Here is a 22191-nt window from a genome sequence, read left to right on the forward strand (position 1 = left end):
TACGCTCGTGGGCCGCCCCTGCGAGGACCGGCCGGGCGAAGAGGGCACGAAGACATCAACGGACAGCGCACGGGGCGGTCGGTCGTGGACGGAGTCCCGTCCAGCAGCCGCCCGCCCCGTGCATCCCCCCGGTTTGGTTCCCCCGCGCGTTTCCGGACCGTCGTCGCGTTAACGCTGCGTACTCATAGAGTCACACTAAGCCAGCGCGGCGTCAAGCTATTCCGGGAAAGTCGGACTTGCGCCCGGTCAGCGCAGGCCGCAGCTCGCGACGTACACCTCACCCGTGCCGGCCAGGCGCAGCGGCCCGGCGGCGGCGCTCCCGACGGCGGCCCGCCCCGGCCCCAACGTCACCGCGCCGGCCCCGTCGTCGACCGAGACCTCACCGGAGCAGCACAGCACCACCCGGGGGCCGGGCACCGGGACCGTCACCGCCGGCAGCGCCGCGCCCACCGTCACCCGGTGCAGCGCGAAATCCTCCACCGGCACCGGCCAGGTGTCCACGCCCGGCGCCACCGCCAGCGGCGGCATCACCGGATCGCGGAGCACCTCGAAGCGCAGCACCCGCAGCAGTTCCTCGACGTCCACCCGCTTCGGCGTCAGCCCGCCGCGCAGCACGTTGTCGCTGGCCGCCATGATCTCCACGCCGGTGCCATGCAGGTAGGCGTGCAGGTTGCCGGCCGGCATCCAGATCGCCTCACCCGGTGCCAGCCGCACCCGGTTGAGCAGCATCGCCACCAGCACCCCCGGGTCACCCGGGTAGGCGGCGGCCAGGTCCCGCGCCAACTCCGCGCCCGGCCCCGCGGCCGGAGCCGACGCCACGGCCGCCACCAGCGCGTCGCGCCTGTCGGCGGGCCAGGTCAGCAGCAGCCGTACGGCGTCGCGCAGCCCCGCCGGCCCGCCCCGCAGTGCCGCCAGCACCGGCTCCAGCGCGGGTACGCCGAAGCCGGCCAGCACCGCCGCCGAGACGGCCGGGTCCCGGAACCCGCAGAGCGCCTCCATCGGCGAGAGCGCGACCAGCAGTTCCGGCTTGTGGAACGGGTCGACGTAGTTGCGCTGCCCGTCGGGGCGGGCGGCGTCGGCCGCGTGCCCGGCGCGGGCCTGCTCGGCGTCCGGGTGCGCCTGGAGGCTCAGCGGGGCGTCCGCCGCGAGCACCTTGAGCAGGAACGGCAGCCGGGTGCCGAACCGGCCGACCAGGTGCTCGCCGAGCCAGTGGTCCGGCTCGGCGAGCAGCAGGTCGGTCAGGCTGACCCGGTCACCGTCGCGGTCCACCGAGGCCGGGGCGCCCGGGTGGGCACCCAGCCACAGTTCGGCCTCCGGGCCGTCGCTGGGCACCGGCCGTCCCTGCAACTCGGCGATGGCCGAGCGGGACCCCCAGGCGTAGTCCCTGATCGGTCCGTGCAGCAGTTCCACGGTCAGCTCCCGGGCCGCCCGGCGGCCTCACCCGGCTCGGGTCCCGACACGGCGGGCGCCGCGCTCCCGGCGCCGGCCCGCTCGGCGGCGACGCTGTAGATGTCCGGCTCCAGGTAGATCACCCGCGCGGTCGGGACGGCGGCGCGGATCCGGGCCTCGACGGCGTTGATGCCCCGGGCCAGGTCCTCGGCGCTCTCGCAGGCCGGCACGCCGACCTTCGCGGCCACCAGCAGCTCCTCGGGACCGAGGTAGAGCGTCTTCATGTGGATGATCCGCTCGAACTCGGGGCCGTCGGCGACCGCCTTCTCGATCGCGGCGACCTCGTGCGACTCGGCTCCCTCACCCAGCAGCAGGCTCTTGGTCTCGATGGCGAGGATGATCGCGATGACCACCAGCAGCACACCGATCATCGCCGTGCCGACGGCGTCCCACCGGCCGTTGCCGGTGATCAGCGTCATGCCGACGCCGAAGAGGGCGAAGATCAGACCGACCAGCGCGCCCAGGTCCTCCAGCAGCACCACCGGCAGCTCGGGCGCCTTGGCCCGCCGGACGAACTTCACCCAGGACTGGTTGCCCCGGACGAGGTTGGACTCCTTGATGGCGGTACGGAAGGAGAACGTCTCCATGATGATCGCCGACACCAGCACGACGACCGGCACCCAGTGCCACGAGGTGATGCCCTCCTCGTGCGACCACTTGTGGTACGCCTCGTAGAGGGCGAACAGGCCACCGATGCTGAACAGCACGATGGACACGATGAACGCGTAGATGTAGCGCTCCCGGCCGTAGCCGAAGGGGTGCTGCGGGGTGGCCGCGCGCCTGGCCCGCCGCCCGCCGAGCAGCAGCAGGCCCTGGTTGCCGGAGTCGGCGACCGAGTGGATCGACTCGGCCAGCATCGACGACGAGCCGGTCAGCAGGAACGCGACGAACTTGGTGACGGCGATGCCGGCGTTGGCCAGCAGGGCGGCGACGATCGCCTTCGTACCACCGTTGGCGCTCACGCCGTCGCTCCGTTCCGTCGCGCGGCACCGCCGGGCACCGGCGCGTCGCGCCGGTCGACCCGTACCCTGCTCTCGCTCACTGGTTTGCCAGCTCCTTCATCTCGGTGATGGCCGGCACGGCCATCGGATCCAGTCCGTGCGCCAGGGCGAGATAGATCGAGGCGAAGTCCGGCACGGCGACCAGCGAGGCGAGCCGCTCCAGCGCGGAGCCGCCCTCGGCGGTCACCACGTCGCAACGCACGCCCCGACGCTCGGCGAGGGTCTGCACGGCGTCCGCGCGACGCTCCTCGACGTCCAGCGGCTCGTCGGCGTCGTCCTCCTGGTTCAGCCCGCCGTCGCGCAGCAGCACCAACCGCAGCCGGGTGCCCGTCGGCGCCTCGTCGCCGGGGTCGGCGAAGATGTCCCGCTCCCCCTCGGCCAGACCGCCGAAGACACCGTCGAGCAGGCCGACGCGCCCGCGCCCCGCCTCACCGAGGGCCCCGCTGACCACGGGGTAGCGGGCGTTGGCGGACAGGGTGTCGCCGAACCGGCGGGCCGCGACGGTGGCCAGCGGCGACGAGCCCCAGACGATCGGCACCGAGCCGGCCAGGCCCAGCGCCAGCGACTTCGCCGGGTTGACGAAGGACTCGGCCGTCGGGCGGCAGCGGTCGGCGTCCGCGTCCAGCCGGGCCGCGGTCTCCGCCAGGTCCGCCTCGTTGACCTTCACGAGGCCGAGCGTACGGGCGGCGAGCAGGACCGGCACGGTGAGCGCCCAGAGGCTGGCCCGGGCCGGGGCGCGCCGGGGCACCGGGATGAACGGCGCCCGGGCCCGCTCGGCCACGGACTGCAACTGCGAGTCGGGTGCGCCGACGGCGACCAGCCGGGCGCCCCGCCGGTGCGCGGCCTCGGCGGCGCCCAGCGCCTCGGGGCTGCGACCGGAGGCGCTGACGGCGATGACCACGTCGGCGGCGCCCACCCAGCCGGGGACCCCGGCGCTGCGGTGCGGGATGACCGGCACCGGGCAGCGCGGCCCGGCGACGGTGGCCAGCACGTCGCCCGTACGCCCGGCGGTGCCGATGCCGGCGATGACGACCGCCCGGGGGCGGCCCTCGTCGGCGAGCACCTGGAGGTTGGCCTCGGCGGCCAGGGCGGCCGTCTCGCGGACCTGCGCCCCCGCGGAGGCGGTGTGCCGCAGCATGCCGCCCGGGTCCTGCTCGGCGAGCGCGGCCGGGTCGTCGAGCAGGGACTCGTCGGCCTCGCGACGGCCGCTGACTCCGGCCGCACCGTCGATCATGACTGCTCCGCGGGACCGCCGCGTGCCTCGTCCAGCAGCAGCACCGGCACGTCGTCGCGGACCTCGAAGATCCGGCCGCACTCGGTGCAGGTCAACGTCTGCGCCTGCGCGTCGTAGTCGAGCGGGGCGTGATGCGTGTCCGGGCAGGCGAGGATTTCCAGCAACTGCGGGTCCAGGGCCACGGTGCGGCTCCTTCCACGTATGCGGTTTCACCGATCGACGGTGCCGACCGGCGCAGGCGATCTTATCGGCGAACCCGGTCGAGCACCTCGTCGCGGAGGGCGGCCATCCGCTCCCTCGTCGGGGCCTCGACGTTGAGCCGCAGCAGCGGCTCGGTGTTGGAGGCGCGCAGATTGAACCACGCGCCGTCCGGGAAGCGCAGGGTGAGCCCGTCCATCTCGTCGACCTCGGCCTGCGGGTACGCGGCCCGCACCTCGGCCACCTTGGCGGCCTGGTCGGCGACCGTCGAGTTGATCTCGCCGGAGGACACGTACCGCTCGTACTCGCCGGCCAGCACGGACAGCGGCAGCGACTGCTCGCCGAGGGCCGCCAGGGTGTGCAGCGCGGCGAGCATGCCGGTGTCGGCGAACCAGAAGTCCCGGAAGTAGTAGTGGGCGGAGTGCTCGCCGCCGAAGATCGCGTTCGTCCGGGCCATCTCCGCCTTGATGAAGGAGTGCCCGACCCTGGCGACGACCGGCTCGCCGCCGTGCTCACGGATGATCTCCGGCACCGCCCTGGAGGTGATCAGGCCGTGGATCACCGTCGAGCCGGGGTGCTTGGCCAGCTCGCGGGCCGCCACCAGGGCGGTGACGGCCGACGGCGAGACCGGCTCGCCGCGCTCGTCGACCACGAAGCACCGGTCGGCGTCGCCGTCGAACGCCAGGCCGATCTCGGCGCCGTGCTCGCGCACCGCACGCTGGAGGTCGACCAGGTTGGCCGGGTCCAGCGGGTTGGCGTCGTGGTTGGGGAAGGTGCCGTCCAGCTCGAAGTAGAGCGGCACGATCTCCAGCGGCAGGGCCGGCAGGGCGGCGTCGCCGAGCACGGCGGGGACGGTGTAGCCGCCCATGCCGTTGCCGGCGTCGACGACCACCTTCAGCGGCCGGATGCCGGAGAGGTCCACCAGTTGGCGCAGGTACGCCGCGTAGTCGGTCAGCAGGTCGCGGCGCTCGGCCGGTGCGACCGGCGTGCCGGCGGGGCGGGCCTCACCCTTGTCCAGCAGGGCCTGCGCCCGCTCGCGGATCTCGGCCAGCCCGCTGTCCTGCCCGATGGGGCGGGCACCCGAGCGACACATCTTGATGCCGTTGTACTGCGCCGGGTTGTGGCTGGCGGTGAACATCGCGCCGGGCAGCCCCAGCGCGCCGGAGGCGTAGTAGAGCATGTCGGTCGAGGCGAGGCCCAACTCGATGACCGCGCGCCCCTCGGCGCGCACCCCGGCGGCGAAGGCGGCGGCCAGGCCCGGACCGGTGGCCCGCATGTCGTGCGCGACGAGCACCGCCTCGCCGGGCTCGCCGAGGCCGTTCAACACCTGTGTGAAGGCCGCGCCGAGGGCCTCGGCGGCGGGTTCGTCCCACTGGTCCGGCACCGTCCCACGGATGTCGTAGGCCTTCACGATCTGGGACAGATCAGACACCGGTCTCGCTCCTCGGGCCGCAGGTCGTCAACGGCCTGAGCGTATCGGAGGGGCGCCGTGCGCCCCGGCTCAGCCGGGGAGCCGGGGCATGAACACCGTGTGGTCGCCGCCGCCGGCGTCCGGCGGCGGGTCGCCGGGGTCGCCCGGGGCGCGCGGCCCGGACGGCGGCGGAGCGTGCTGCCCCGGCACCGGCGGCGCCGACGTCGGGCTGCCGGGCGGGGCCGACACGGGCGGGAAGGTGGACCCGCCGGGCACCGCCGGGGGGACCTCCGGGGCCGGCGCAGGGCGGTTGCCGTAGACGCCGCCGGCCGGGCGCGGCGCGGGCGTGCCGCCGCCGTACAGGCCGGGGGCGGGGGGCTGCTGGCCGTACACCTGGCCGGGCTGGCTTCCGGCGACGGCCGGGCCCTGCCCGGAGCGGTAGGTGGTGCCACCGGGGTTGCGGGGCAGCGGGAACTGGCCCGGGTCGTCGGCGGGCTTTTTGTCCGCCCGCGAGCGACGGAACAACAGGACGATGAGCAGGATCCCGACGGCGACCATGCCGACACCGAAGAACATGATCATCGACCCGCCGGAGGACTTCTCCTCGGCGGCGTTGTTGGCGGCACCGGCGCCCCGGCCGGCGACGGCGGCCAGGGTCGGCTCCTGCCCGGCGGCCCGCACCTCGCTGGGAGTGGGCGACGGCTTCTTCGAGGGCTTCGGCGTCGGCGAGGCCGTGGCACGGCCACCGACCACCCGGGACGCCACCGCACCCCGGCCCAACGCCTGGCCGCGCGCGTCGCTGGCCGCACCGCTCACGGTCAGCCGACCGCTCGGCGCCGCCTCGGCGAACGTCACCCGGTAGCGCATGGTGATGCCCTTGCCCTTGCAGAGCTTCGGGTTCAGCGGCGAGGTGGCCGAGGTGGCGGCGCTGCCCTGGCCGCCGGAGAGCCGCACCGGGAGCCAGCGCCCGCCCACGCTGACCTGCGCGCTGACCTGGTCGGCGCGAAGACCGGCCAGGCGCAGCCCCAACGCGGTACGCAGCAGCACGCAACCCTCGCTGCGTTTGCGCACCTCGATCGCGACGCCCCCGGCGGAGCCGCCGGCGGTGAAGCTGCCGGCCGAACGCACCCGTACCAGGTCGTCATCGGCGAGCGCCGGCGTCGCGCCGAGCGCCACCAGGCCGCCCAGCAACGCACAGACCGTCGCGAGCCGCGCCGCGTGCCGACGTACCGCCATGATCACCTCGCCGTTCCTCCCCCGACGGGGGTCCGCCGGTCAGGCTACTACCGCACCCCGACGGGCCTCGGTCATTGAGCGCTCCGGATGTGTGCCTTATTACCCTCACGACCGGGTCGGCGCACCTGCCGCACGCGGTCCGAAACGTGCCTGGTGGGGACGGGTGCCGAACGGATTTCGCGTCAGCCCGCTCCGGCGGCGGCCAGGGCGTCGCGGCAGAGCCGGTCGGCGGTGCGGGTGGTCTCCGGCAGCCGGTAGCGCGGCGTCAACGCCAGCACCCGGGCGGTCGCGTTGTCGAGGCTCATCCGGTGGCCGACGCTGACGAAGACCGGTTTCACCCCGTCGCGGGTGCGCAGCACCCGACCCACGGTCTCGTCCCCGTCGCGCAACGGCACCCACGCGCCCCGCCGGTCGGCCGGCGGTGTCCACGTCCCCAGCAGCGGCGTCTTGCCCACGCCGATCGCCGGCAGGCCCGTCACCACGCCCAGGTGGCAGGCGAGCCCGAACCGACGCGGGTGGGCCAGCCCGTGCCCGTCACAGACCAGCAGCTCGGGCCGCACGGTCAGCCGGTCGAGCGCGTCGAGCAGCGCGGGCAGCTCGCGGAACGCGAACAGCCCCGGGACGTACTCGAACGCGGGCCGGCCCACGCTCACCGCCGAGTCGACCACCGCGAGGGTCCGGGCGTCCAGCACGGTCACGGCCGCCGCCAGCCGGTCACCGCTCTCGGCGTACGCGACATCCAGGCCGGCCACCGTCGCCGGCTCGGCCGGACCCGGCCCGACCAGGTCCGCCAGGGGCCGCAACCGCTCCTGTACGGCCAGCGCCTCCGCCACGCTGCCCGGCGGCGCACCCATCCGGGCATCCGACATCTCAGTCATCTCCACCTACTGGCCGACCCGGCCACCGATCAACTCACGGAGCAGGTCGGCGTGGCCGTTGTGCCGGGCGCACTCCTCGATCACGTCCACGATCAACTCTCGCAGCGAGAGTTTCTCGCCCTGGCGCCGGCCCTTGCCCCCCAGTGCCGACGCCGAACCGGACCGGCAACGGATTTCTGTGGCATGCGGCAAAGCTCAGGAGTTGCCTTCCTCAGCCCCGAGCGAGGGATCAGCTGCGGGGTCACCTGCTTGCTGGAGTTGCTCCTCGAACATCACGAACGTCTTCCTGCGAATCCCTATCACCAAGGCCGACTCATGCGGCGTGAGCGGTCGCCGTTCAAGGTCTGCCTGCTCTACGATCGCAGCCACCGTCTCATACAGGGCGAAGATCGGTCCAGCGCCATGCAGATACCGTGCTCGATCATGCTCGGTGTATTCGATGAACTCGTCGCGGGACAACTCCTCGACTTCATCCCCACCCACAAAAAGGATCTTTCTGGCAAGATCGTCAGCTCGCTTCCAGCCGCCATTCTCTCTTGAGAGCTGCCACCCAATTACGTGACCCACTTCGTCAGCCACAAGTTTGACCGGCGTATCGTAATAGCTGAAGAATGCCGGAAGAGATCCCGGAGGCCGAAAGATCACCGCTTCCCCTCTCCTCGCACATAGCGCTCCAGGCCGGAACGAAACGCTTCCTGTTCCGCGAGCACAAGGCCATCCCTGATCGCCAGCTCCCTTGTGGTCAAAGGGCGGCCTTGCGACTCCGCCATGGCGTCGAGGTCCCTGCGCACTTCATAGAGCGCATGTTCCCACTCTGCCACCTCATCCAACGCAAGGAGTTGCAAGCGAAGCTCCGCAATGTGCCCATTCGACATCCGCAAACTTAGCAGCACATCGCGATACCCGCTCAACTGGGGCTTAAGGAAGCGATCCTTCTTTGCGAGAACCTCGACGGCCGGGTCCTGGCCGATCCGCGACAGGCTTTGATACAGCTCGTCGAGGCTGCCGAACTGAATCCTAGCCCCAGCAAGATCCTTCAAGGAGGAAGCATCGTTTCCGTATTCCCTTATCTTGTCGAGCACGCGCTGATGGTCTTTGGGCTCTTCACGCCAACTCGCTATGCCGCGCCCGTTCGCCATCCGCACCGCCAGTTCGTTCAGCTCCAACTGAGCCACTGACGCTTCCAAATACAGATGACTGAGGTACTCCAAACGGTAAGTCTCGTCTTCCTTCCGGGAAGGATCAAAACCTGGCTGGTGAACCTTCCGCTTTCTGGGATTGACCGTGTCACCGAGCGCTCTCAGCACGTCATTGAGAGAACCCTGAGGCGGCAGCACCTGGCCAGAGGCCACCGCACCGGGACCGGGCTCCTCGATGCGGTCGAGGACCAACCCAAGTACGTCGACCGCCTGTTGCTGACTGGCGAGATGGTGCAGCGTCACGGGGCGCGCTGTCAGCGAGTTGGCCAACTCGGGCGTAGCGAGGATCATCCGCGCCAGGTCAGGCTGCTGCGCCAACTGCCGGACGAGGCTTTCGGCGAACATCGGCTCGTCCTTGGGCGGGCTCCGCCACGTGTCGTCCAGCATCCGCTGCACGCGTGGATCCGTGAACAGCCGCGCCACGTCTCCGTCAGCCGGCTCGTCAAGGTGGGGTACGAGTCGCCGGAGTGTCGGCGGATCAAGCCCGGCCGCCACCTCGGCCGGGGTCACGCCGGCAGCGGACACCCGGTCCAGGTCGGGCTCGGCGGCCAGGATCGCACTGACGGGAGTGCCGCCGCCCGCCCGCTCCGCCTGCGCGCGTTCCCGCTCCGCCCGCAGGGTCTCGGGCGGGGCGTTGCCTCGTTCGGGGGTCGAACCCGTCTCGTCGGGCTGTGGCGGGAGCCCTGCTGACGTCGACCCGTCGGATGGAGCCGACCCCGGCCCGTCGAGCAGGTACGTGCGGTCGAGGTGCAGATCGCCGTATCCCTGGTCGTTCTCGGCGGGTGGATACCGCGGCAGGTCCGGTCGCTGGCTGAAGCGCCCCCGCCGCAGTCCTCCCAGCGGCATCGGTCTGCCGTCCGAGCCAAGCACCAGAACCTCGGTGTCGACCACGTTGTACGGGTACGGGGTGCCCCGGTGCTGGTAGAGAGGCGTGTCCGACACGGCCCCGCTCTGTGGATCGAGATAGAGGATCGTGTTGTTCTGGTTGAGAGCGACCCAGATGTGGGAACCGCCCTGCTCGTAACTGTTGACGATGAAGGCGAAGCTGCCGTGGCCCCCCAGCCGCAGTTGGGCGTGGAGGTTGCGGTATCCCGTGTCGATGGCCCGCTGCCGATCGACGCCCTGGACGTCCTCCGTCGGTTGGCAGAGACGCTGGAAGCGCCCCCCGGTAATGTCCTCCACCCGCCCCGTGCCGTCCCGTTCACCGTTGATGGGGCGCGTGACGTCGCCCGCCACGTAGGCGTCGAAGGTGCGGGGAGCAGCCACCCGGGGTCGGCCGTGCATCCAGGTGTCGAACAGCGACAGGGTGCAGTCGATGCAGTTGATGCCGCGGGTGGGGTCGGCCTGCGGCCCACCGTCGTTGACCAACCCGAACCAGCCGCCCTCCCGCGGGTCGGCGTTGCGGCGGACACTGCCGTCCGCCTCGCGTGGCACCTGCCGTTCCACGTCGGTCTGGTGCAGGGCCAGCGGCGGACGCAGACCCCCGGGCTGGCCGTAGTTTCGCGACCGGTCGATCGGCGGCGGGTCGTCGTCGCCCGTCAGCGCCGAGCGGTCGGCGGTCTCCACCGCACCGTACGCCAGGTCGCCGACATCGTCGTTGATCCGCCGGAAGTCCTTGCCGCTGACAGCAACGACGCCCGGGGCGGTCACCCCGGCGAGAATTTCCTCTGCCAGGTCCCGCTGCTGGTGATACCAGCGCTCCCGATCGCGGGCCCCGAGGAAGTAGCGCTCGGCGGTGGCATCATGCCCATCCTGTGCCAGGCGACGGCCCTCGATGACCAGCCAGCGGGCTTCGTCGTAGGTCCCATCCGCGGCCTGACGTAGGCGCGCGGCGCTGTCCCGGCGGCGATTCTGTTCATGAGTCGCGCGTTGGAACTCGAAGTGCCCCCGGTAGCGGCGACGCTCGAACGCGTCCTGGTCCGCGGCCCACCTGGCGGCGTACCACTCGGGTGTGCGTGGACGCGGAGATTGTTGCCCGGCGGATCTCGGGTGTGGTCCTGCCTCAGGCGTTCCATCGATCGGTGAAGCCTTTTCGGGCGTCCCCGGCGGCAGGTCCGGGGCGTGGAATGGTCCCGACTGCCGGCCAGTGGTTCTCGCCGCCGTCTCGCCTGGTGCCGCCGGACCGGTGGTGGCAACGGTAGACGCTTGCGCCGGGATGCCGGCGAGCGGCGAAGCGACTGCTGAGGTGCTTGGTGTCGGCCCACCGGTCGCCGACGGAGCTGTCGCCGCGACGCCGGTGTTCTGCGCGGCCAGCCCCGCACTCGGTACCGTTTCGCCTGCCGGGCCAGGGGGTGCCGACGGGGCCTGAGCCGCCGTCGGAGGCGCATCCAGCACGACGGAGGATAGCGTCGGGTTGAGCGGAGCCCTCGACGCCTCTGCATGCGACGCCGCTGGTATGGGCCGGTCCCCGGCTTCGACTCCCGCTGTGGGTAGCGGAGCGCTTCGCGTCTCCGCGAGCCCACCCTCAGCCGCCGGGCCGACCACGTGTGCAGCGGAGACAGCGTCCACTGCCGGCGAGGCACCGGATGACGCCCCGCCCAGCTCGGGAATTCGGCCGCCTGATTCAGGTGCTCCGGCATGGGAATACACCGCTGCTGACGTTTCCATGCCGACGGCAGGCACGGACCGGGGTGCCGCACCGTCCGGCGTCGAGAGCACATGTCGGGACGCCTCCGCGCCCGACGTCGATCCTGGAGTGGAGATCGAGGGCTGTGCGGGGGGACCGCTGTCCGCCGGGGTGAAGGACGTTCCGGCCAGGGCGCTCATCTGGCCGTCGAGCCGTGCCCGCAACGCGGCGTCGGCCTGTGCGGTGGCGGAACCACGGGCGCCGGACGCCGCCGCACGGGCCGCGTCCTCCACGGAGGTCAGGCCCTGGCCGGTGGCGAGCCTCGCGGCCTGATCGGCCATCACCTCCCCGGCCATCTCACGGCCGAAGTGCTCCCCGATCCGGGCGCCCCGGCCGGTGGCGTGTCGACCGAGACCAGCCAGTGGTGCCACCATCCCGCCGGCCATGCCGCCGAGCGCCGTGGTGCCCAACTCCGTCACGTCCAGCCCGTGCCGGCGGCCGGTCGAGTTCTGGTACGCCTGGGTGGCGAGGTTGATGCCGCCTTCCTCGGCAGCCTCGGACACACCGCTCAGCGCCGCCCGACGGCTGAACCCTCGCACGCCGCCCTTGGTGACCTCCTTCGCCGCCCGCTCGCCGGCCTCCTTGAGACCCTGCTTGAGCGACTTGCGGGCCAGCTGCGCCATCAGCCGTTTGAAGATCTGCTGCACGATCAGCCTGGTGGCGACGATGGCCGCCCCGGCGGCGGGCGAGGCCGCGCCTGCGGTGAGCACGGTCGCGACGGCCAGCGACAGCAGCTCCACCACCAGGATGCCCAGCTCGATCCAGACCTCCAGCTTGGCGCCCTCGATGTCGCAGCCGCACTCCTCCACCAGCCGCCCCAGCTCGGTGCTGACGGCGAGCAGTACGGGCAGCGGCGCGTCGTCGCCTTCCGCCACCCGACGCCAGGCGGTGTCGAAGGCGGCGGCGACCGCCCCGACCCCGCCGTACCCGCCGCGCACCTCGCCGGCGGCGGCGACGGCATCGGCCCGCGGCCCGGCCAGCGCGGTGGCCACCGCGTACCACTGGTCGGCGAGCTCCCAGACCGCGCGTTCGTTCCCCTCCGGCCACTCGACCCCGATGACCCAGTCGAGGGCCTCGTAGACCCAGCCGGGCAGCTGCCAGGGTGAGTAGTCGAGCGGGTGCGGGATGGGGCTCGGCAACAGACTCATCCGGGTCTCCTCAGCGGATCAGCGCTGCTGGTGCCGGTCGTCCACGCGGCCGAGCCGACCCGCGCTCGACGCGTCCGTCCGCAGGTTGGCGTCAACCGACCGGACCACGTCGGCGCCGAGGCCCTCCACGTGCCGGCCCACGCCGTCCCAGGTGCGCAGGACCAACTCCTCGAAGCCCCGATATTTCTGCTCGAACGCGGCCCCGATGTCGTCCTTGCCCCACGGCGACCGGGCGCTCGCTGCCGCGATCGCGCCACCCGTCTGGCGACGACGCGCCGTGATCGCCTCGCCGGACAGCGAGAGGTCGACACCCCCGCGCCGGGCACGCTGCGGGTCGAGCCAGAGCTGACCGCCCATCACTCGCCCCGGCGCAGCACGGCGTCGGCCCGGCCCAGCAACGAACCGAAGTCACCCGTACGCAGGAAATCCGCCGTCCCGGAGCTGGCGGGAAGGTAGCCGGCCACGAGGTCCTGGGTGGCGGCGACCGCCGCCGCACCGGCCCGGTGGACCGTGGCGGTGATCTTCCGGCTCAACGCCTTCGCGTCCCGGTCGTGGAAGACGGACGGGTGCAGCTCGACCGAGATCAGCTCGCCCCGGGCACCGGCGATGGCGGTCACCTGACCGTCTTCGGATCGCTCGGTCACCCGCAGGTCGGCGAGCCGCGCCTGCAGCTCGTCCAAACCGGACCTCAGCCGCTGATAGTCCCCGTACACCTCGTCGAACCGTGCTCGCAGCGCGCGATTGGCGTCCCGGTCCACGCTCTCGGCCAACGCCACCCTCCCCATGGTTACCGTCGGTAGGGCGAACCATACCGGGCGCCATGAATTCGCGTGGTCCGGTAGTTTCAGACCGTGATCGATCGCCAGCAGGCCGAGCAGCTGGCCGCCGCGTGGGCCCGCCGTGAGTCACAGCGCCTGGGACATGAGTGCCGCCCGAGGGTGGACGAGTTCGACCTCGGCTACGTCATCACCTCCACAGTGCCCATCGAGGCGACGACGGTGCCCGGTGACCTGCCGACCACGGTGGTGGACAAGCAGACCGGTGAGGTGACCACCTGGCCGCGTGTGCCGGCCGAGGTGGTCGAGCAGATGTACCGCCGGAGCCGGCCGGAGAGCCCCGGCGCGGCGCGCACGGTCGATCCCGCCAGCCAACTGCTCCGCGAGATCCGCCGCTTGCCTGCTCCTGCGGCAGTGGCGCACCTGACGGTCGAGGGGCGGCTGTTCCGGGCGCAGGGTGCCAAGGGCGACGTCGTGCTCAACCACCACCCGCTCGTCAGGTCCTATCTGGACGGGCTACCCCCCGGTCACCTGGTGCGCGGCGGCGACCGGCATGCCGAGCTGATCGTCGTGTCCGACGTCCTGCACGAATACGATCACCGCCGTGCCGCCGAGGGCATCGCGCCGCTCGGCGTGGCCGATGCGGAGATGCTGCTGAGCGGCGCCCGCTTCGAGGTCTTCCGGGTACGGGAGCCGGGTGATCCCTACGGCGGCAGGGCCGAGAGAGCCTGCGACTCGTGCCTCAACTTCCTGGTCCACTTCAACGCATTGTCCTGGGCGGACCTTGCTTTCACCTCGGAGTGGCACCCCCAGCCACAGCATCCGCATCATCCGGGCCGCTTCCCGCCCGCTGTCGGCGACGCACTCATGGATGCCGGCTGGGAGGACAGTGAGTTCAACCCCGCCCTGGCCGCCGGGGCGATCCGGGAGACGTGCGAGGTCGCCGGCCAGCGGCACCGCCACGAACCCTTCCCCGCGGCTGAGCTGACGCTGACCGCCTTCCCCGCGATAGTGAGCAGCCGCCGAGGTCCCGGCGAGCAGGTCTGGATCAGCCGGTTCACTACCAACCCGCTCCGCAGCGCGCACTCGGCCGACACACTCGCCGACTTCGCCGCCGTACTCGGCATGAGGCTCTTTCCCGTCGGGTCCGAGCACGGTGACAGCATCTTCGCCGTCGACGAGCGGGGGCGGGTGTTCGCGTTGGACCAGGCCGGTGAGTGGTTCCTCGGCGAGGACATCGACGCCGCGCTGACCACCCTGCTGCTCGGCCGGGCCCCCGCCCGCGTCCGCGACGACGGCACCTGGTGAGCGGGCAGCGCCTCGCGAACGCTACAAGGACAGGCCGGTCAGCACCATGACCCGGGGCTCGGTGTAGTCGTCCATGGCGCTGCGCAGGCCCTCGCGCCCGACGCCGCTGCCCTTCACCCCGCCGTACGGCATCTGGTCGGCCCGGTACGACGGCACGTCACCGACGATCACCCCGCCCACCTCCAGGGTGCGGTGCGCCGCGAAGGCCGTGTCGAGGCGGTGGGTGAAGACGCCCGCCTGCAGTCCGTACGCCGAGTCGTTGACGGCGGCGAACGCGGCCTGGTCGTGCTCGACGCGGGCTACCACGAGCACCGGACCGAAGACCTCCTCGGCGCAGACCCTGGCGTCCGCCGGCACGCCGGTGAGGACGGTCGGCGGGTAGGTCGCGCCTTCGCGCCGGCCGCCCACCTCGATGGTGGCACCGGCGGTGACCGCCTCGTCCACCCACGCCTCGACCCGCTGGGCGGCATCGGTGGAGATCAGCGGCCCGACGTCGGTGAGCGGGTCGGACGGGTCGCCGGTGCGCAGCTCCTGCACCGCCGCGACGAGCCGGGGCAGGAAGGCGTCGTAGAGCCATTCGTGCACGTAGACCCGCTGCACGGCGATGCACGACTGCCCGGCCTGGTAGTTGGAGAACGTCGCGATACGGTGCGCGGCGAAGGTCAGGTCCTCGTCGGTGTTCCAGTCCTCGCAGATCACGGCGGCGGCGTTGCCGCCCAACTCCAGGGTGACGTGCTTCTCGGGCACGGACCGGCGGATGGCCGCGCCGACCGGACCGGAGCCGGTGAACGAGACCACGGGCAGCCGGGGGTCGGTGACCAGTTCGGCGGCGCGCTCGTTGGGCAGCGGCAGGACCGAGAACATCCCCTCCGGCAGTTCGGTTTCGGCGAGCAGTTCGCCCAGCAGCAGCGCCGACAGCGGGGTGGCGGGGGCGGGCTTGACGATGATCGGGGCGCCGACCGCGATGGCCGGGGCGACCTTGTGCGCGACGAGGTTCAACGGGAAGTTGAACGGCGCGATGCCGAGCACCGGCCCCTTCGGCGCCCGCCGGACCAGGGCGATCCGCCCGGTGGCGGCGGGGTCGGTGTCAAGACGCTGCAGCTCGCCTGAGAAGCGGCGGGCCTCCTCGGCGGCCCAGCGGAAGGTGGAGACGGCCCGCCCGACCTCGGCCCGCGCCCACTTCAGCGGCTTGCCGTTCTCGGCGGTGATCAGCCGCGCGAACTCCTCGGCCCGTTCGGCGAGCCGCCGGGACACGTGGTCCAGGGCCGCCGCGCGGGCGTGCGCGGGCAGGGCCGCGGCCGTCGCGGCCACCCCGGCGGCTGCCGCGACGGCCGCTTCGACCTGGTCGGCGGTGGCGAGGGTGGTACGACCGACGGCCCGCCCGTCGTACGGGTGGTGGACGGTCAGCTCGCCCTCGCCGTGTGCGGGACGGGAGGCGACATGGAAGGCGACGGAGTCCACATGCAGCAGCGTAGACGACCGGCTTCCACGGAAACAGTGGTCTTGGGCCTTGTCTGCCGCGAATTCGGTAGCGAGGATGGCAGACAGATTGCGATTACCGCCGCAGACCGCATCCCTCACCGGAGTGAGCCCGTCATGAGCGACCAGCAGCAGCTGCGCAACTTCGTCAACGGCGTCCACGTCGAGCCGACCGACGGCGGTTACGCCGACCTGATCGACCCGTGCACCGGCGAGGTCTTCGCGCAGGCCCCGGTCTCCGGGGCCGCCGACGTCGACGCGGCGATGCGGGCCGCCGCCACGGCCTTCGAGAGCTGGCGGGACGCGATCCCGGCCGAGCGGCAGCGGGCGCTGCTCAGGCTCGCCGACGCGGTGGAGTCGCGGGCGTCCGAACTGGTCGACGCGGAGGTCCGCAACACCGGCAAGCCGCGCCAGCTCACCGCCGAGGAGGAACTGCCGCCGTCGGTCGACCAGCTCCGGTTCTTCGCCGGGGCGGCCCGGATGCTGGAGGGCCGGTCGGCCGGCGAGTACCTGGCCGGGCACACCTCCTACGTGCGGCGCGAGCCGATCGGGGTCTGCGCCCAGGTCACCCCCTGGAACTATCCGCTGATGATGGCGGTCTGGAAGATCGCCCCGGCGCTGGCCGCCGGCAACACGGTGGTGCTCAAACCGTCCGACACCACGCCGGTGTCGACACTGCTGCTGGCCGAGATCGCGGCGGAGTTCCTCCCGCCGGGCGTACTCAACGTGGTCTGTGGCGACCGGGACACCGGTCGTACGCTCGTGTCGCACCCGACCCCGCAGCTGGTGTCGATCACCGGCTCGACCCGGGCGGGCATGGAGGTCGCCGCCGCGGCGGCCCCCGACCTGAAGCGGACCCACCTGGAGTTGGGCGGCAAGGCCCCGGTGGTGCTCTTCGACGACGCGGACGTCGAGGCGGCGGCGGAGGCCGTCGCGCTCGGCGGCTACTTCAACGCCGGGCAGGACTGCACCGCGGCGACCCGGGTGCTCGCCGGCCCCGGCATCCACGACGACTTCGTGGCGGCGCTGGCCGAGCAGGCCCGCAACACGAAGACCGGCGCGCCCGACGACGCGGACGTGACCTACGGCCCGCTGAACAACGCCAACCAGCTCGCCCGGGTCAGTGGCTTCGTCGACCGTCTCGGGGACCACGCCGACATCCACACCGGCGGCTCGCGGCTCGGCGAGCGCGGCTACTTCTACGCCCCGACGGTGGTCAGCGGGCTGCGCCAGGCCGACGAGATCATCCAGGACGAGGTGTTCGGGCCGGTGATCACCGTGCAGCGGTTCACCGACGAGGACGAGGCGGTGCGCTGGGCCAACGGCGTCGAATACGGCCTGGCCGCCTCGGTGTGGACGAGGGACCACGGCCGGGCGATGCGGATGACCCGCCGGCTCGACTTCGGCTGCGTCTGGGTGAACACCCACATCCCGTTCGTCTCCGAGATGCCGCACGGCGGCTTCAAGCACTCCGGGCACGGCAAGGATCTCTCGGTCTACAGCCTGGAGGACTACACCCGGATCAAGCACGTCATGCACCACATCGAGGGCTGACACTCCCCCGCGAACGGAACGGAGGCACCGTCATGACGTCGTCGGCGGAGCTGCACAAGCGACGGAGCGAGGCCGTCGCCCGGGGTGTCGGCAGCGTCATCCCCTCCTACGTGGACCGGGCGGCGGGCGGCACGCTCACCGACGTCGACGGGCGGGAGTGGATCGACTTCGCGGCCGGCATCGCGGTGACCAACGTCGGCAGCTCCGCGCCGAGGGTGGTCGAGGCGGTCCGCGCGCAGGTCGAGCGCTTCACCCACACCTGCTTCATGGTCGCGCCATACGAGTCGTACGTGGCGGTCTGCGAGCAGCTCAACGCGCTCACCCCGGGCGGGTTCGAGAAGCGCTCGGCGCTGTTCAACTCCGGCGCCGAGGCGGTGGAGAACGCGGTGAAGATCGCCCGGCACGCGACGGGGTCGCCGGCGGTGGTGGTCTTCGAGCACGCGTACCACGGGCGGACCAACCTGACGATGGCGCTGACCGCGAAGAACATGCCGTACAAGCACCGGTTCGGGCCGTTCGCCGGGGAGGTCTACCGGGTGCCGATGTCGTACCCGCTGCGCGACGGGGGCCTGTCCGGCGCCGAGGCGGCGGCGCGGGCGATCGACATGATCGAGAAGCAGGTCGGCGCGGAGAACGTCGCCGCCCTGCTGATCGAGCCGATCCAGGGCGAGGGCGGTTTCGTCGTACCCGCGCCGGGGTTCCTGCCGGCGCTGCGCGAGTGGGCGACGGCGACGGGGGTGGTCTTCGTCGCCGACGAGATCCAGACCGGTTTCTGCCGTACGGGCGACTGGTTCGCCTGCGAGCACGAGGGCGTCGAGCCGGACCTGGTCACGCTCGCCAAGGGGATCGCGGGTGGCCTGCCGTTGGCCGCCGTGACCGGCCGGGCCGACCTGATGGACGCGGTGCACGCCGGCGGCCTCGGCGGCACGTACGGCGGCAACCCGGTCGCCTGCGCGGCGGCGCTCGCGTCGATCGACACGATGCGCGAGCTGGACCTGGTCGCGGCGGCCCGGCGGATCGGCTCGGTGGCGACAGACCGCCTGCGGGCCGTGGCGGACCGGCACCCGGGGATCGCCGAGGTACGCGGCCGGGGCGCGATGCTCGCCGTGGAGCTGGTCCGGCCCGGCACGCTCGTGCCCGACCCGGCCGCCACGGCGGCGGTCGCGGCGGCCTGTCACGCCGCCGGCCTGCTCGTCCTCACCTGCGGCACGTACGGCAACGTGCTGCGCCTCCTGCCGCCATTGGTGATCTCCGACGCTGAACTGCACCGGGGGCTGGACATCCTGGAGGCGGCTTTCGGCGGCTGACCGACAGAGTCCCGCCCCGGGGCGTCGCCCGCCACGCACCGTCGCCGCCGGACCCGGGCCCACGCCGCCGGCTTCCGTCGACGGCCGCCCATGGGTCCGCCCCCGGGGACCGTTTGGCGTTGGCAGGTGCGCTGCGTCACGATGGGCGCGAGGAGGTCGCCGATGGCTGACCCGTGGCTCGCCCTTCAGTTCGGCGTCGATCCGGCGGAACGGATCGCGCAGGTCGGTGCCGCCCACGAGGCCTTCCTCAGCGCGGGCGCCACGCCACGGCAGGTACGCGAGGTGGTGGCCCGATCCTGGCGGCGGTCGGCGGGTGCGCTGCTCGACCCGGAGGCCACCCCGCCGATCGAGCTGGCCGACGACGCGCTGGAGAGCTACCGCACGGCGCACCCGCTCGCCCGGGTGCTGCCGCTCTTCCGCGACCTGCTCGGCGGGATCGCCCAGGACGGCGCGCACCTGATGGCGGTCTGCGACGCGTACGGGCGGCTGCTGTGGGTCGAGGGGCATCCGGGGGTGCTCCGGCACGCCGAACGGATGAACTTCGTCCCCGGGGCGCGGTGGGACGAGTCGCACGCCGGCACCAACGCCCCGGGCACCGCCCTGGCGGTCGACCACAGCGTGCAGATCTTCGCCACCGAGCACTTCAGCCGGCCCGTGCAGCGGTGGACGTGCGCCGCCGCGCCCATCCACGACCCGGTCACCGGGCGGCTCCTCGGCGCGGTCGACATCACCGGCGGCGACCACCTGGCCAACCCGCAGAGCCTCGCCCTGGTCCGGGCCACCGCCCGGGCCGCCGAGGCGCAGCTCGCCGCCGACCGGCCCGTCGGGCCCGGGGTGGTCGCGGTCGCCGCGCTCGGCCGGGACGAGGCGGAGCTGCGGGTCGACGGGCGGCGGATCCGGCTCGGCCGACGGCACAGCGAACTGCTGGTGCTGCTGCTCGACCGTCCCGACGGGCGCACCGGCGAGCAACTCGGCCTCGACCTGTACGGCGACGACCGGCTGCACCCGGTCACCCTGCGGGCCGAGCTGTCCAGGCTGCGCCGCGTCCTCGGCCCCGAGCTGCTCGACTCGCGCCCGTACCGGCTGCGCGGCGCCGTCCGGGCCGACTTCCGTACCGTCGGCGAGCTGCTGGAACGCGGCGATCCGGCGGGAGCCCTCGACGCGTACGCCGGCTCGTTGCTGCCCGGCTCGGACGCGCCGGGAGTGGCGCGGCTGCGCCGGCTGGTCGACGGCCAGCTCCGCGCGGCCGTGCTGGCCGCCCGGGACCCGGCGCTGCTCGCGGCCTGGACCGGCACGCCCGCCGGCACCGACGACCTCGCCGCCTGGCAGGCGCTGGCCCGGGCGTTGCCACCCGGCGCGCCACGCCGGCCGCTCGCCCTGGCCCGCATCGACCAGCTCTCCCAGGAGTACGACCTGCCGCGCGCAACGTCGCTGCAACGTCCCCGGAACTAGCGTTCCCGCCGTCACCCGAGACCGGACGGCGGAGGTAACCATGACGCGCTACGACGCGCCCACCCACTGGCAGTCCCGCTACGACCACTTCATCGGCGGCGAGTACGTGAAGCCACACCACGGCCGCTACTTCACCAACCCCACACCGGTGACCGGGCAGGACTTCTGCGAGATCGCCCGGGGCACCGCCGAGGACGTCGAGAAGGCCCTCGACGCCGCGCACGGCGCCGCCGACGCCTGGGGCCGCACCCCCGTCGCCGAGCGGGCGCTGATCCTCAACCGCATCGCCGACCGGATGCAGGAGAACCTGGAGTCCCTGGCCGTCGCCGAGAGCTGGGAGAACGGCAAGCCGGTACGGGAGACCCTGGCCGCCGACATCCCGCTGGCCATCGACCACTTCCGGTACTTCGCCGGGGCGATCCGGGCACAGGAGGGCTCCCTCGGCGAGTTGGACAACGACACTGTCGCCTACCACTTCCACGAGCCACTCGGCGTGGTCGGGCAGATCATCCCGTGGAACTTCCCGATCCTGATGGCCACCTGGAAGCTCGCCCCGGCGCTCGCGGCCGGCAACGCGGTGGTGCTCAAGCCGGCCGAGCAGACCCCCGCCTCGATCCACTACTGGCTGTCGCTGGTGGCCGACCTGCTGCCGCCCGGCGTGGTGAACATCGTCAACGGCTTCGGCGTCGAGGCGGGCAGGCCGCTGGCGTCCTCGCCCCGGGTGGCGAAGGTGGCGTTCACCGGCGAGACCACCACGGGGCGGCTGATCATGCAGTACGCCAGCGAGAACATCAAGCCCGTCACCCTGGAACTGGGCGGCAAGAGCCCGAACATCTTCTTCGACGACGTCAGCGCGTCCCACGACGACTTCCTCGACAAGGCCCTCGAAGGCTTCACCATGTTCGCCCTCAACCAGGGCGAGGTCTGCACCTGCCCGTCCCGGGCGCTGATCCAGCAGGGCCACTACGCCGACTTCCTCGCCGCGGCCGTGGAGCGGACGCGCGCCGTACGCCAGGGGCACCCGCTGGACACCGAGACGATGATCGGGGCACAGGCCTCCAACGACCAGTTGGAGAAGATCCTCTCCTACCTGGACATCGGCCGGCAGGAGGGCGCTCGAGTACTCACCGGTGGATCACGGGCCGATCTGGGTGGCGACCTGTCCGGCGGATACTACGTCGAGCCGACGATCTTCGAGGGCCACAACTCCATGCGGATCTTCCAGGAGGAGATCTTCGGGCCGGTGGTCTCGGTGACCTCCTTCGCGGACCTGTCCGACGCGGTGAAGATCGCCAACGACACGCTGTACGGCCTCGGTGCGGGCGTCTGGACCCGGGACATGAACACCGCCTACCGGGCCGGTCGGGCGATCCAGGCGGGCCGGGTCTGGACGAACTGCTACCACGCCTACCCGGCGCACGCGGCGTTCGGCGGGTACAAGCAGTCCGGCATCGGCCGGGAGAACCACAAGATGATGCTGGAGCACTACCAGCAGACCAAGAACCTGCTGATCAGCTACTCCCCCAAGAAGCTCGGCTTCTTCTGATGGGCGACCCCGTCTCCGTGACCCCTGCGGCGGCCGAGCTGATCCGGTCGCTGCGGGGGCAGCACGGTCCGCTGATGTTCCACCAGTCCGGCGGCTGCTGCGACGGCAGCGCCCCGATGTGCTACCCGGCCGGCGAGTTCCGCACCGGCGGATCGGACGTCCTGCTCGCGTCCCTCGTGGTGGAGGGCGTACCCGAGCCGGTCGAGTTCTGGATGTCGGCGAGCCAGTGGGAGTTGTGGAAGCACACCACGCTGACGGTCGACGTGGTCCCGGGCCGAGGCAGCGGCTTCTCCCTGGAGGCCCCCGAAGGCGTCCGCTTCCTCACCCGCTCCCACCTCCGCTGAACCCCCCTCCCCGCGCACCCGCCCCGCACCCCCGCGCCTCCCCAC

The 22191-nt window shown here is 72.4% G+C and carries 18 protein-coding genes and 1 pseudogene; 6 read left to right on the plus strand and 13 right to left on the minus strand.

The window, feature by feature from the left end; translation table 11 throughout:
* Nucleotides 1–246: 246 nt before the first annotated feature.
* The 12 genes and pseudogenes from manA to AB0D32_RS01405 form a co-directional block, all read right to left on the minus strand.
* On the minus strand, nucleotides 247–1410 hold the full coding sequence (gene manA, locus AB0D32_RS01350; RefSeq protein WP_357082984.1) for a mannose-6-phosphate isomerase, class I: 1164 nt from the start codon (nucleotides 1408–1410) through the stop codon (nucleotides 247–249).
* Nucleotides 1411–1412: 2 nt separating this feature from the next.
* A complete protein-coding gene (locus tag AB0D32_RS01355; protein WP_357082987.1) occupies nucleotides 1413–2411 on the minus strand; it encodes a cation diffusion facilitator family transporter in 999 nt (332 codons plus the stop codon).
* Nucleotides 2412–2487: 76 nt separating this feature from the next.
* Nucleotides 2488–3684, minus strand: a complete 1197-nt coding sequence (locus AB0D32_RS01360; RefSeq protein ID WP_357082990.1) for an SIS domain-containing protein — start codon at nucleotides 3682–3684, stop codon at nucleotides 2488–2490.
* Nucleotides 3681–3866, minus strand: a complete 186-nt coding sequence (locus AB0D32_RS01365) for a Trm112 family protein (protein ID WP_357082993.1) — start codon at nucleotides 3864–3866, stop codon at nucleotides 3681–3683. Before AB0D32_RS01365 ends, AB0D32_RS01360 begins: the two co-directional genes overlap by 4 nt.
* A gap of 62 nt (nucleotides 3867–3928) precedes the next feature.
* Nucleotides 3929–5314: a phosphomannomutase/phosphoglucomutase gene (locus tag AB0D32_RS01370; RefSeq protein WP_357082995.1), complete on the minus strand. Its 1386-nt coding sequence runs from the start codon at nucleotides 5312–5314 to the stop codon at nucleotides 3929–3931.
* A gap of 69 nt (nucleotides 5315–5383) precedes the next feature.
* Nucleotides 5384–6529, minus strand: a complete 1146-nt coding sequence (locus tag AB0D32_RS01375; protein WP_357084155.1) for a hypothetical protein — start codon at nucleotides 6527–6529, stop codon at nucleotides 5384–5386.
* Nucleotides 6530–6711: 182 nt separating this feature from the next.
* Nucleotides 6712–7407, minus strand: a complete 696-nt coding sequence (locus AB0D32_RS01380) for an endonuclease V (protein ID WP_357082998.1) — start codon at nucleotides 7405–7407, stop codon at nucleotides 6712–6714.
* 6 nt (nucleotides 7408–7413) lie between these two features.
* Nucleotides 7414–7527, minus strand: a pseudogene (locus AB0D32_RS01385) (DUF664 domain-containing protein); the annotation flags it as partial.
* A 75-nt stretch (nucleotides 7528–7602) separates the two neighbouring features.
* A complete protein-coding gene (locus AB0D32_RS01390; RefSeq protein WP_357083001.1) occupies nucleotides 7603–8052 on the minus strand; it encodes a hypothetical protein in 450 nt (149 codons plus the stop codon).
* Nucleotides 8049–12380, minus strand: coding sequence for a toxin glutamine deamidase domain-containing protein (locus AB0D32_RS01395; RefSeq protein WP_357083003.1), 4332 nt, complete (start codon nucleotides 12378–12380; stop codon nucleotides 8049–8051). The genes AB0D32_RS01390 and AB0D32_RS01395 overlap by 4 nt, the downstream gene beginning before the upstream one ends.
* Before the next feature lie 18 nt (nucleotides 12381–12398).
* Nucleotides 12399–12737 carry a hypothetical protein gene (locus AB0D32_RS01400; protein WP_357083006.1) on the minus strand — a complete coding sequence of 113 codons (339 nt, stop codon included), beginning with the start codon at nucleotides 12735–12737 and terminating at the stop codon, nucleotides 12399–12401.
* Nucleotides 12737–13165, minus strand: coding sequence for a YbaB/EbfC family nucleoid-associated protein (locus AB0D32_RS01405; protein ID WP_357083010.1), 429 nt, complete (start codon nucleotides 13163–13165; stop codon nucleotides 12737–12739). Before AB0D32_RS01405 ends, AB0D32_RS01400 begins: the two co-directional genes overlap by 1 nt.
* Nucleotides 13166–13231: 66 nt before the next feature.
* Here AB0D32_RS01405 and AB0D32_RS01410 point away from each other — a divergent pair, with 66 nt between their 5' ends.
* Nucleotides 13232–14464 (plus strand): SUKH-3 domain-containing protein, encoded by a 1233-nt coding sequence (locus AB0D32_RS01410; protein WP_357083013.1) that lies wholly within the window; start codon nucleotides 13232–13234, stop codon nucleotides 14462–14464.
* A 21-nt stretch (nucleotides 14465–14485) separates the two neighbouring features.
* Here the strand turns inward: AB0D32_RS01410 and AB0D32_RS01415 are convergent, their stop codons facing one another.
* Nucleotides 14486–15925 (minus strand): aldehyde dehydrogenase family protein, encoded by a 1440-nt coding sequence (locus AB0D32_RS01415; RefSeq protein ID WP_357083016.1) that lies wholly within the window; start codon nucleotides 15923–15925, stop codon nucleotides 14486–14488.
* Nucleotides 15926–16060: 135 nt separating this feature from the next.
* Between AB0D32_RS01415 and AB0D32_RS01420 the strand changes: the two genes are divergently transcribed.
* The 5 genes from AB0D32_RS01420 to AB0D32_RS01440 all read left to right on the plus strand — a co-directional run bounded on the left by AB0D32_RS01420 (nucleotide 16061) and on the right by AB0D32_RS01440 (nucleotide 22146).
* The gene (locus AB0D32_RS01420) at nucleotides 16061–17497 is read left to right on the plus strand and encodes a gamma-aminobutyraldehyde dehydrogenase (protein WP_357083019.1); all 1437 of its coding nucleotides are present in this window, start codon (nucleotides 16061–16063) and stop codon (nucleotides 17495–17497) included.
* 32 nt (nucleotides 17498–17529) lie between these two features.
* Nucleotides 17530–18804, plus strand: a complete 1275-nt coding sequence (gene gabT / locus AB0D32_RS01425; RefSeq protein WP_357083022.1) for a 4-aminobutyrate--2-oxoglutarate transaminase — start codon at nucleotides 17530–17532, stop codon at nucleotides 18802–18804.
* Nucleotides 18805–18966: 162 nt separating this feature from the next.
* Nucleotides 18967–20256 (plus strand): GAF domain-containing protein, encoded by a 1290-nt coding sequence (locus tag AB0D32_RS01430; protein WP_357083025.1) that lies wholly within the window; start codon nucleotides 18967–18969, stop codon nucleotides 20254–20256.
* A 40-nt stretch (nucleotides 20257–20296) separates the two neighbouring features.
* Nucleotides 20297–21802: an aldehyde dehydrogenase gene (gene adh / locus AB0D32_RS01435; RefSeq protein ID WP_357083028.1), complete on the plus strand. Its 1506-nt coding sequence runs from the start codon at nucleotides 20297–20299 to the stop codon at nucleotides 21800–21802.
* On the plus strand, nucleotides 21802–22146 hold the full coding sequence (locus tag AB0D32_RS01440) for a DUF779 domain-containing protein (protein WP_357083031.1): 345 nt from the start codon (nucleotides 21802–21804) through the stop codon (nucleotides 22144–22146). Before adh ends, AB0D32_RS01440 begins: the two co-directional genes overlap by 1 nt.
* Nucleotides 22147–22191: the final 45 nt, after the last annotated feature.

It is taken from the genome of Micromonospora sp. NPDC048170 (genome assembly GCF_040652795.1).
GTDB lineage: Bacteria > Actinomycetota > Actinomycetes > Mycobacteriales > Micromonosporaceae > Micromonospora.

What these genes read in the sequence shown, in the direction of transcription:
- AB0D32_RS01400 (WP_357083006.1), bottom strand. Translation starts at nt 12,737, where the DNA reads ATGGGCGGTCAGCTCTGGCTCGACCCGCAGCGTGCCCGGCGCGGGGGT.
- AB0D32_RS01440 (WP_357083031.1), top strand. Translation starts at nt 21,802, where the DNA reads ATGGGCGACCCCGTCTCCGTGACCCCTGCGGCGGCCGAGCTGATCCGG.
- AB0D32_RS01405 (WP_357083010.1), bottom strand. Translation starts at nt 13,165, where the DNA reads ATGGGGAGGGTGGCGTTGGCCGAGAGCGTGGACCGGGACGCCAATCGC.
- AB0D32_RS01380 (WP_357082998.1), bottom strand. Translation starts at nt 7,407, where the DNA reads ATGACTGAGATGTCGGATGCCCGGATGGGTGCGCCGCCGGGCAGCGTG.
- gabT (WP_357083022.1), top strand. Translation starts at nt 17,530, where the DNA reads ATGACGTCGTCGGCGGAGCTGCACAAGCGACGGAGCGAGGCCGTCGCC.
- AB0D32_RS01375 (WP_357084155.1), bottom strand. Translation starts at nt 6,529, where the DNA reads ATGGCGGTACGTCGGCACGCGGCGCGGCTCGCGACGGTCTGTGCGTTG.
- AB0D32_RS01430 (WP_357083025.1), top strand. Translation starts at nt 18,967, where the DNA reads ATGGCTGACCCGTGGCTCGCCCTTCAGTTCGGCGTCGATCCGGCGGAA.
- AB0D32_RS01395 (WP_357083003.1), bottom strand. Translation starts at nt 12,380, where the DNA reads ATGAGTCTGTTGCCGAGCCCCATCCCGCACCCGCTCGACTACTCACCC.
- adh (WP_357083028.1), top strand. Translation starts at nt 20,297, where the DNA reads ATGACGCGCTACGACGCGCCCACCCACTGGCAGTCCCGCTACGACCAC.
- AB0D32_RS01360 (WP_357082990.1), bottom strand. Translation starts at nt 3,684, where the DNA reads ATGATCGACGGTGCGGCCGGAGTCAGCGGCCGTCGCGAGGCCGACGAG.
- AB0D32_RS01420 (WP_357083019.1), top strand. Translation starts at nt 16,061, where the DNA reads ATGAGCGACCAGCAGCAGCTGCGCAACTTCGTCAACGGCGTCCACGTC.